We start from the raw sequence: 8,103 nt of genomic DNA, 5'->3' as shown, positions 1-8,103 counted from the left end.
AAAAAGTATATAACAGTACTGATGATAAATGGTATAAAATCTATGGAACACCTTGGTGTAAACAATGTGGACCATGGGCGTTTATGGCTAATCATGCTGAATTAGCTAAGAAATACGAAAAAATACCAAAAGATTTAGATATATTGATAACTCACGAAGCGTCTAATCTTGCAGAAGTAGGAACTACACACGATAATGGAACTGAAATCCAATATTGTTGTGCTGCATTAACTGATGAAATTAGACGAAAGAAACCAAAGTATGCATTATGTGGACACGTTCATACTGGAAATCATAATATTACAGCATGTCCTGTATACGATTATGTATTTCAAGAGGAAACAGAATGGACTAATGTACGTGTAGCAAACGTAAGCATACTTGATGAATCTTATTCGATTTATTTTAAGCCAACAACATTTGAACTATAACTTAAAAATTTACGATTATGAAGAATTACGAATTAGTTAATTTACAATTAGACGAGCAAAATATGAATAACGATATAATGTCTCAAACTGAACAAGATATTTATTTTGAAGCAGATGAACTTAATGACATTGCATTCGTTAATGAGTTAATGGAAGCAGATCGTTTAAGTAAATTAGAAGAGTAATTATGGACATAAGTATACCTTATTACGAAGATAACACTCGTATAAGTAATAGTAATATCGGATGGTTCCTAAAAAAGGGACCCCGATATCTAAAGGATATGCTAGATGGAAAAATTGAAGGATTAAAAGCAAGTTTCTTAGATAAAGGAACTATGATTCATGAATATATTCTTCAACCAGAAGAATTCTGGAATGATTATATTATTTTAGACTTTGCAGTACCTAAAGTAAAGCAACAAAAAGATCTTCTAGAATTTTATTCTACTGCAAGATTAACCGATCCTTTTGCTACTGAAGAAGATATATTATTAATGAGTTATAATGCAGCTTATAGTAATAATAAATCTATCGATAAAAGAATTCAAGAAGCAAGAGAATTAGTAGAATTATATAAAAACTACATTGAATACTTTAGAAATAAAGATAGTAAGAAAGTTATTTCTTTTGCTGATTTGGCTCTTCTAAAGACCATAAAGCAAAATATGCAAGAGCATAAAAAAGCAAATGAGATTTTATTTGCTTATCCAAAAACATTTGAAGTTCACAATGAATTTCATATAAATTGGGAATTTCCAAATGCTTCTAAATTAGGAGATTTTCCTTGTAAATCTTTACTCGATAGAGTAATGATTGATCATACAAATAAGAAAGTAGTACTCGTTGATATTAAAACTACAGCTGATGTGTATAATTTCAGACATTCTATAGAAGAATTTGACTATTGTAGACAATTAGCTTATTACTGGTTTGCAATTTATTGGTATTTTAAAAATGAATTAAAACTAGATTTAGAAGAATATACACGAGAAACATATATAATAGCTGTTCAAAGTCATGACGGTTATGAAGTAAAGGTTTTTAATATTGAGAATCAATACATCGAAGCCAAAGTATGTGTTATTGAAGATGCTATCAAACGCATAGCTTGGCATAAAGATAATGACTTATGGGATCATATAAAAGAATATTATGAAGGAGATGGAGCAGAACTACTATGATTATTAATAAATATACAAAACATAGTATATTTTCACTTCCTCAAATATTTTATGATACCTTTACAAAATATGATTTGAAAAATAGTGAGTTTGTAAATATGTACACAAGTGATATGAATAACCCATTACTTTCAAATCATATTTTTTTAGTATTTCATAATACTAAAACTTACTTAATAGAGAGATTAAAGAAACATAGACTATATTATTGTGATTATACTTTAACAATAGATAGAATTAATTATAGAGTATTTGCCTTTAATAAGGCTTATTCAATTCATTCCATCGTAAACAAGATAGATCTTGGTTTATATGAACGTCTAGGATATCAAGCTAAATTGCAAATATTAAATTTTTGGAATATTAGTGTTGATAGTAAAGTTCATGAATACCTATTTAATCCTCTTGCAAAAGTAACAAAACCGGTAGGTGAAAGTATATCACTACAAGATTTAAAATATAGAAAAGCCCCAACAGCAAAAACTGAAGGGGCTTTATTATAATGGCCGTTAAAATTTTTGTGGCTTTAAAAGTTAAATATTGAAATCATGTTATCATAATACTCCATTTTTGATCTTGGATCTTGTGCTTCCCATATACTTCTTAAAGGAGTGGCCTTAATTAATGATCGTTGGAATCGGTTCATACCCTTGTATGGACCTTTTTTTATCTCCTGTGTAGGATCATTCAACATCATTGTAGTTAAGTCACCCCAATATTTTAAAGTAGACCATGCAGCAGTAGGAGTATTAAGTAAGTTAATTACTTCAATAGGTAATATGTTACCACGTGTCTCTAATGAAGCTCTTAGAGTAAGATACGCTGCTTCTTGTTTCCACCAATTACGTTTGTCATCATCTGCCATCGCTCTTACTAAAGAAGAAATGATCATAAAACCTACTGTGGAAAATAAAACTTCATAAGTAACTCTTTTAAGACATCCTTTTTCGAAATCGTCCAATTCATCATAATGATTTTGATATAGTTCCTTTAATTGATCTATTTTGTTCTGATTAAAGTAATGTCTATATACATATTTAACTGCAGCTGGTACTTGAGCTTCGCTCCACATGCCTGTAGAATAGTTAAATTGACGTTTAGTTAAGAACTTAGTTTGTAAGTTAACCAAAATAAAGTTACGGAAGATAAGTAACAATTGTCCAATCACAGTTGCATGTAATTTACTTCTATCCAAGTCTGTTAATTGCGTGTCAATTCTGGTACCTACTTGTTTTGCCGTATTTCTAACTTTGTTTATAGTAGCTTCATCGAGAGATTTAGCGTACTCTGGTTTTATTACTAGTTTGTTGTTTTTAACTTCAAATGCATCATAAAAAGTTACACTTAGAGTATTCCATTTGGCATTGCCTTCCTTTTTACTCTTAAATCTTCTTAGGAATTCGTTTTTATTTAAGAATTTACCAGATTCAGGATCATATTTATAGTATAGACCAATTGCCAATGCCATTTTACCTTTTGTTACATAATCCGACATTTCATGTCCAAAATACCAAAAGTGTTGATTTAATGCTCTTAAAAATCTAGATTGATTAAGTTTACTAAAGGTTTGAGCATTTTCTCTTACTACACCTAAATACTCCATATAACATAGAACCTTGTCTTTGTTGTTTGAATGACCTATGTTCTTTATTGCATTTGCATATGACGGTATGATTAATTTTGTTGCTTGTGCAAGTTCCTTATTTCCAAAGTATATACCAGAAATTGCTTCGAGTCTATTTTGTATTTTGTTTGTAATAAGACCAGTAAGAATCACATTCATATTTTGAGCTATGCCTTGTATTCTAGTGTATGCAGCTAAATTAGCAGCTAACTTACCAACACTTACTGTCACATGTTTGCCTTTTGGTAAAGGAACATCTAATTCTAATGCATTCTTTTCCATACCATATACCAATTGATCTAGTACAGATTTTAATTTATCATATGTCTTACTTTCCAAACCTTGTATTCTACCACCCTTCTTATCGGTAAAATCTGTACGACTAACAAAATCAAGAGCTACTTCTAATTCTGGGGCAATTTCACTCATTTGTTCATAATTTTCTGCCATTTTGTAATAAGCAATGACAGATCCTACTATATCGTTTGTTAAAGCGTCTGGATTTGATAACATCTTAATATACCTAGTAGGTATAAGTTTAACAAGTGACCCATCTGATCGTTTAGCATTTTCCAACATATATGCATTATCATCATCCTTTACAGTGTAAGTATCTTCTATTGCATACGCTAACCCCTTTAAAATATTGTCCTTACTTCGGATTTGTGTCCATGCCCCACCTTCTATTTGTGGTAGTCTATATTTATTTTCATACTTTAAGAATTGAATCTTAGAATTTGATAATTCCATTACATCAACAAGTTTATCATAAAGCTTCTTTAAGTTTGAATCAGAAGTTATTTTACGATAATTTGCACTGTTGTCATACAATTCAGGATTTGGAATTCTTGTTTCTCCACGATCTGCATATTTAGTAAATCTTTTATCGTAGAAAGGTGATTCTTTATCGATTTCAGACCAGGATCTGTTAGGTACTTTGCGCATGTATTTAGATCTTAACTCTTTCTTCGGAACTAATTTCTTCCAAAAGGAAGCTGGTACAAGATTTCCTTCATAGTCATATCTAGCATTTATAGAAACCCACGCATTATATTCAGCTTGACCTAATTTTTCAACTCTTTCTAATTCTTCATAGAATCTAGGGTTTACTTCCCATTCAGCTATGTCCATTACTTTGGATTTCTTTGATTTATCACGAGTTTTCAAACTTTCCTCAGAAATCAATTCATCATAAGTATTAATCCACGACTTTACTTGGTCAGGCATGCTATCAACATCTACTTTACCATCTTCTCTGGTGTAAAGTCTTAACATGTTCTTTCTAGCCGTTTCATATAGTATTTGATCATCAGATTTATTTGCGTTTGATGAAAGAGTTTTAATATCGTCCCAGAATTCTTCAATTATTTGATCAACTGTATTGCGTTGTTCCCACTTAGCAAATTTTTCTGGACTTAAATTCTTTTTTGCATTTTGTAGAGCTTTGTTAAATTTTTCCATATTTGGAGTATAATGTAATTTCTCTCTTAATTTTTCATTATACTCTCTCATTTCTATTGCTATTTCTTTATCTAATCCAACTTTTACTGAACCATCTGGATAATATGGATTAGCTAAATTTCTACGTCTAGTTTCTAACTCTTGTAATTTTAGATAATCTTCATCGGATAAATCTTCTCTGTGGTAATCTCCGTTCTTATCAACGGTAGTACTTAACAATAGGTTTATTTCCATATTTATGGAATCTCTACGAGATCTTGCTTCTTCACTAAGACTGTTAGTTAGCTCGTAATACTCTGGAGTAAACTTACGAATTGTATGCTTAGCTTCCCAATCATTATTTGCTTTATTCCATTTCTTTAGTTGCTCTGGATTCAATAAACCGGGCACTTCAGCAATATCTTTATCTCCAAATCCTAACTTTTCGGCTAACTTTTTTTGATGTTCCAAGTAATCTTGATAGTGTTGACCGTAATTTAAGTCTCTTGTTATAAAGCCTGTTTTATGACCATCTTTATTTTTTTCATGCATATAAGCTAACTTAGATTTATCTACATGTGATAGTATTTCTACAAGCTCTTTACCTACTTCTAGTTCTTTTTCAGCAACATTATTTTTAGTATTAACTATCTTGTTAAGAATTATACGTACTAACTCACTATTAGAATATTGTGTATTACCTGCCCACTGATCCCATAGATTTATATCCACATCACCTTCATCTAATATTTTTTTAAGATGATCTATAGTAAATGAACCGGCTTTAGTTGCTTCTCTAATAAAATTATCTTTAGCAACAATATCTGCTAAGTTATTATAGTTTCTTACTAATTCGTAGTAGTCACCTACAGTCCTTTTTAAGTTTTGTTTTGTATCCTCAACTAATTGAGGATCATTTAAATAGTCAAACGTAGATTCATCATCCAACATGTTCTGGATATTAGTAGCAATGTTGCCATAAAAACCAATATAACCTTTCTTTATCATATCTAATTCTGCAGAAGTTATATCTAGCGGGTTATTGTACTTTTGGTTTTCATTTACTTTGGTTTGTAAAGCCTTTACTTCATTTAATGCAGATATTACATCACTTGCCATATAATCTACAAATTCAAAAGTAGCTTGATCGTTTTCCAATTGGTTTAATTTAAATTCCAACGCTCTTAATTCATCTACTTTCTTACTGTCACTATATTTCGCATATTGAATGTCTTTTATTCGCCTTGTCAAGGCTTGAATAAGTTTATTATACGTTTCATGTATTTTTTTTGGAACGTATGATGGGTTATTTATTTTATCTGAATTATTTAATAACACATCTATAGATACTTCTCCATCATTATTTAATACAATGTTTCTTATCTGTCTAAATTGTGCAGAATATATTAATGACTTTGTTCGTATAGCTTCTTTCTTATTACCATTAAAATGATTAACTAAATCTGAAAATAGCTTAGATGGCTCCCCATTGGGAGCCTTATCTAAACCATAACCATTGTTTTCTGATAACACATAATATGCAGCATTTTCATTACCCAATATCTTTGTATATTGCTTTAGTAAAGCTGCAACCTCTTTATTTTTAACATTTAAACACTGCATAATTATTCACATTCTTTTCTACGTTGTTTACCATTTGCTGTTAACTCATCAATTGAATCCTGCAAAGATGCATTTATTGCTTGTTCTTCTGTAGCTGGTTCAAATTCTATATCGTCTAATAAATCTTCTTCGGCTATTTCATTTCGCATAGAAACTTTCTTCTTATTCTCTGCTTCTGAATTTATTATAACAAAGTTTTTAGCACGTGACACAGCTACATATCTCAACTCGTTTCTTAATTGCATTACATCTTTACCATAACCAAACGTATCAATTTCATTGGAGAGTATTAAAACTTTACTGTACGTACTACCTTGTGATTTCCAAACAGTTTGTGCATATCCATAATCAATTGCTTTTCTAATTTTTAACCTGCCTTGATTGTCTTCTAAATTCTTGGTAATGTTTAATTCATTATCAATGTTAAACGCCATTTGAACCAAATCTCTATATTTAGATATTTGCTTATTCTGTTTAGCTTCTTTAGCCATTCTCCACAATCTGTCTTTATATTCTACTATTTCAAATAGCTTAGAATCTGGTTCATTTTTATCAATTACAGTAATCTGGAAGTCATCCATAATAGTACTGCCAGTAGGTCTGATTGATAATTTGAATGCTTTAAATTCTATATCACCTTTATCAGTTTTAAACTTGACAGTAGTGTCTGTTATATTTTGAATTACATAATCCCCAGAGTTTACTAATTTATAAGATCCATCAGGCTTTCTAAGTTTGTTAGAATAACCCATTATAATATCACCTTTTACAAAGGGTTTAGCAAATTTTCCGTATCTTAAAGATCTAATCTTTGAATTATACGCAGATACTGCAGCATTTGTAGCAGTTAAAACTCTAAAATGTAAAGGATCAGCATTGAACTCTTCAGAAGTAACAATCTGTTTCAGGTTTTTATCTATAATTGCATCATCCGAAGTGTACAATACTCCTTGACCTTTATCATTTATATCAGTTTGGTAACTCAATCCTTCACCTCGTCTAAGTCTGGTAGCTTCTTTTAAAATAGGATTATCACCCGTTCTTTCTACTTTGGTTAAAGTTATTTGAGGTACTCCATCAGATGTAAATACTTTAGAAATATGATCTGATTTTACAGGTCTTAATTGTGCAGAATCCCCAACATATATCACACTAACACCATCTTTAGCTACGATTTTCTGAATGTATTCATACAAACCGTCTTGCACCATTGAAGCTTCATCAATAATAATTAATTGACCTGGTTCATATTTCACTTGATTCTTAGATCTAAACTCTAGTTCTCTTAAATCCAATGAACCTTGCTCCATTGCTATATCTGTATCTGGAGTAAACCCAAATAGAGCAGAAAGCGTATATACATTAGCATTAGGATTATTTTGTTTAGTTATAACATTTGCTCTATGAGTAGGAGCAGTATATACAATGTTGCCTCTACCAATTCTGTGATCTAACCACTTACTAAATATACCAATGATAGTGGATTTACCCGTACCAGCATAACCAGATAAAGTAATTTCAGTTCCATAGTCTTCAATGAACTTCTCTAGTTCATATAAAGCTGATTTCTGTTGATCATTTAATGAGAATGGTAAATTGATTTTAAACCCATCATTAAACGTAAATACATACTCTTCTTCTACTTTCTTAGCTTCTTCTGATGCTTTTGGTAAATCTTTTGCAAGTAAAGCAGCTTCATCAGTAAAACCAAATTGATTAGCATAATCTAAGAATTCCTTAGTAGTATCTTTTTCTTTCTGAACTTCGGCTTTGATTTCAGCAACATATCTGTCTACCTTATC

The 8,103-nt window shown here is 30.6% G+C and carries 6 protein-coding genes; 4 read left to right on the top strand and 2 right to left on the bottom strand.

Going from position 1 to position 8,103, the window contains the following annotated elements; translation table 11 throughout:
* From QZL64_RS01485 to QZL64_RS01470, 4 genes are all read left to right on the top strand, one after another.
* Positions 1 to 431 (top strand): hypothetical protein (locus tag QZL64_RS01485; RefSeq protein WP_296309122.1); only part of this gene is annotated, 431 nt, incomplete at its 5' end.
* A gap of 62 nt (positions 432 to 493) precedes the next feature.
* On the top strand, positions 494 to 616 hold the full coding sequence (locus QZL64_RS01480) for a hypothetical protein (protein WP_021840281.1): 123 nt from the start codon (positions 494 to 496) through the stop codon (positions 614 to 616).
* Between the two features lie 2 nt (positions 617 to 618).
* Positions 619 to 1,614, top strand: coding sequence for a PD-(D/E)XK nuclease-like domain-containing protein (locus tag QZL64_RS01475; RefSeq protein ID WP_021840280.1), 996 nt, complete (start codon positions 619 to 621; stop codon positions 1,612 to 1,614).
* Complete coding sequence (locus QZL64_RS01470) at positions 1,611 to 2,117, top strand: hypothetical protein (RefSeq protein ID WP_021840279.1); 507 nt, start codon at positions 1,611 to 1,613, stop codon at positions 2,115 to 2,117. The genes QZL64_RS01475 and QZL64_RS01470 overlap by 4 nt, the downstream gene beginning before the upstream one ends.
* A 23-nt stretch (positions 2,118 to 2,140) precedes the next feature.
* Here QZL64_RS01470 and QZL64_RS01465 read toward each other — a convergent pair whose 3' ends face one another.
* Together QZL64_RS01465 and QZL64_RS01460 are read right to left on the bottom strand one after the other, a co-directional pair.
* Complete coding sequence (locus QZL64_RS01465; protein WP_021840278.1) at positions 2,141 to 6,301, bottom strand: hypothetical protein; 4,161 nt, start codon at positions 6,299 to 6,301, stop codon at positions 2,141 to 2,143.
* A gap of 2 nt (positions 6,302 to 6,303) precedes the next feature.
* The coding region (locus QZL64_RS01460; protein WP_296309120.1) for an ATP-dependent DNA helicase at positions 6,304 to 8,103 on the bottom strand (1,800 nt) is incomplete at its 5' end.

The organism is Veillonella sp. CAG:933 (genome assembly GCF_000431435.1).
In the GTDB taxonomy this organism is placed as follows: Bacteria; Bacillota; Negativicutes; order Veillonellales; family Veillonellaceae; genus Veillonella_A.
This window is presented reverse-complemented; position numbering and strand designations above follow the sequence as displayed.

Bases quoted from the DNA above. Each gene is read 5' to 3' on its own strand.
- QZL64_RS01470 (WP_021840279.1), top strand. From the start codon at position 1,611: ATGATTATTAATAAATATACAAAACATAGTATATTTTCACTTCCTCAA.
- QZL64_RS01465 (WP_021840278.1), bottom strand. From the start codon at position 6,301: ATGCAGTGTTTAAATGTTAAAAATAAAGAGGTTGCAGCTTTACTAAAG.
- QZL64_RS01475 (WP_021840280.1), top strand. From the start codon at position 619: ATGGACATAAGTATACCTTATTACGAAGATAACACTCGTATAAGTAAT.
- QZL64_RS01480 (WP_021840281.1), top strand. From the start codon at position 494: ATGAATAACGATATAATGTCTCAAACTGAACAAGATATTTATTTTGAA.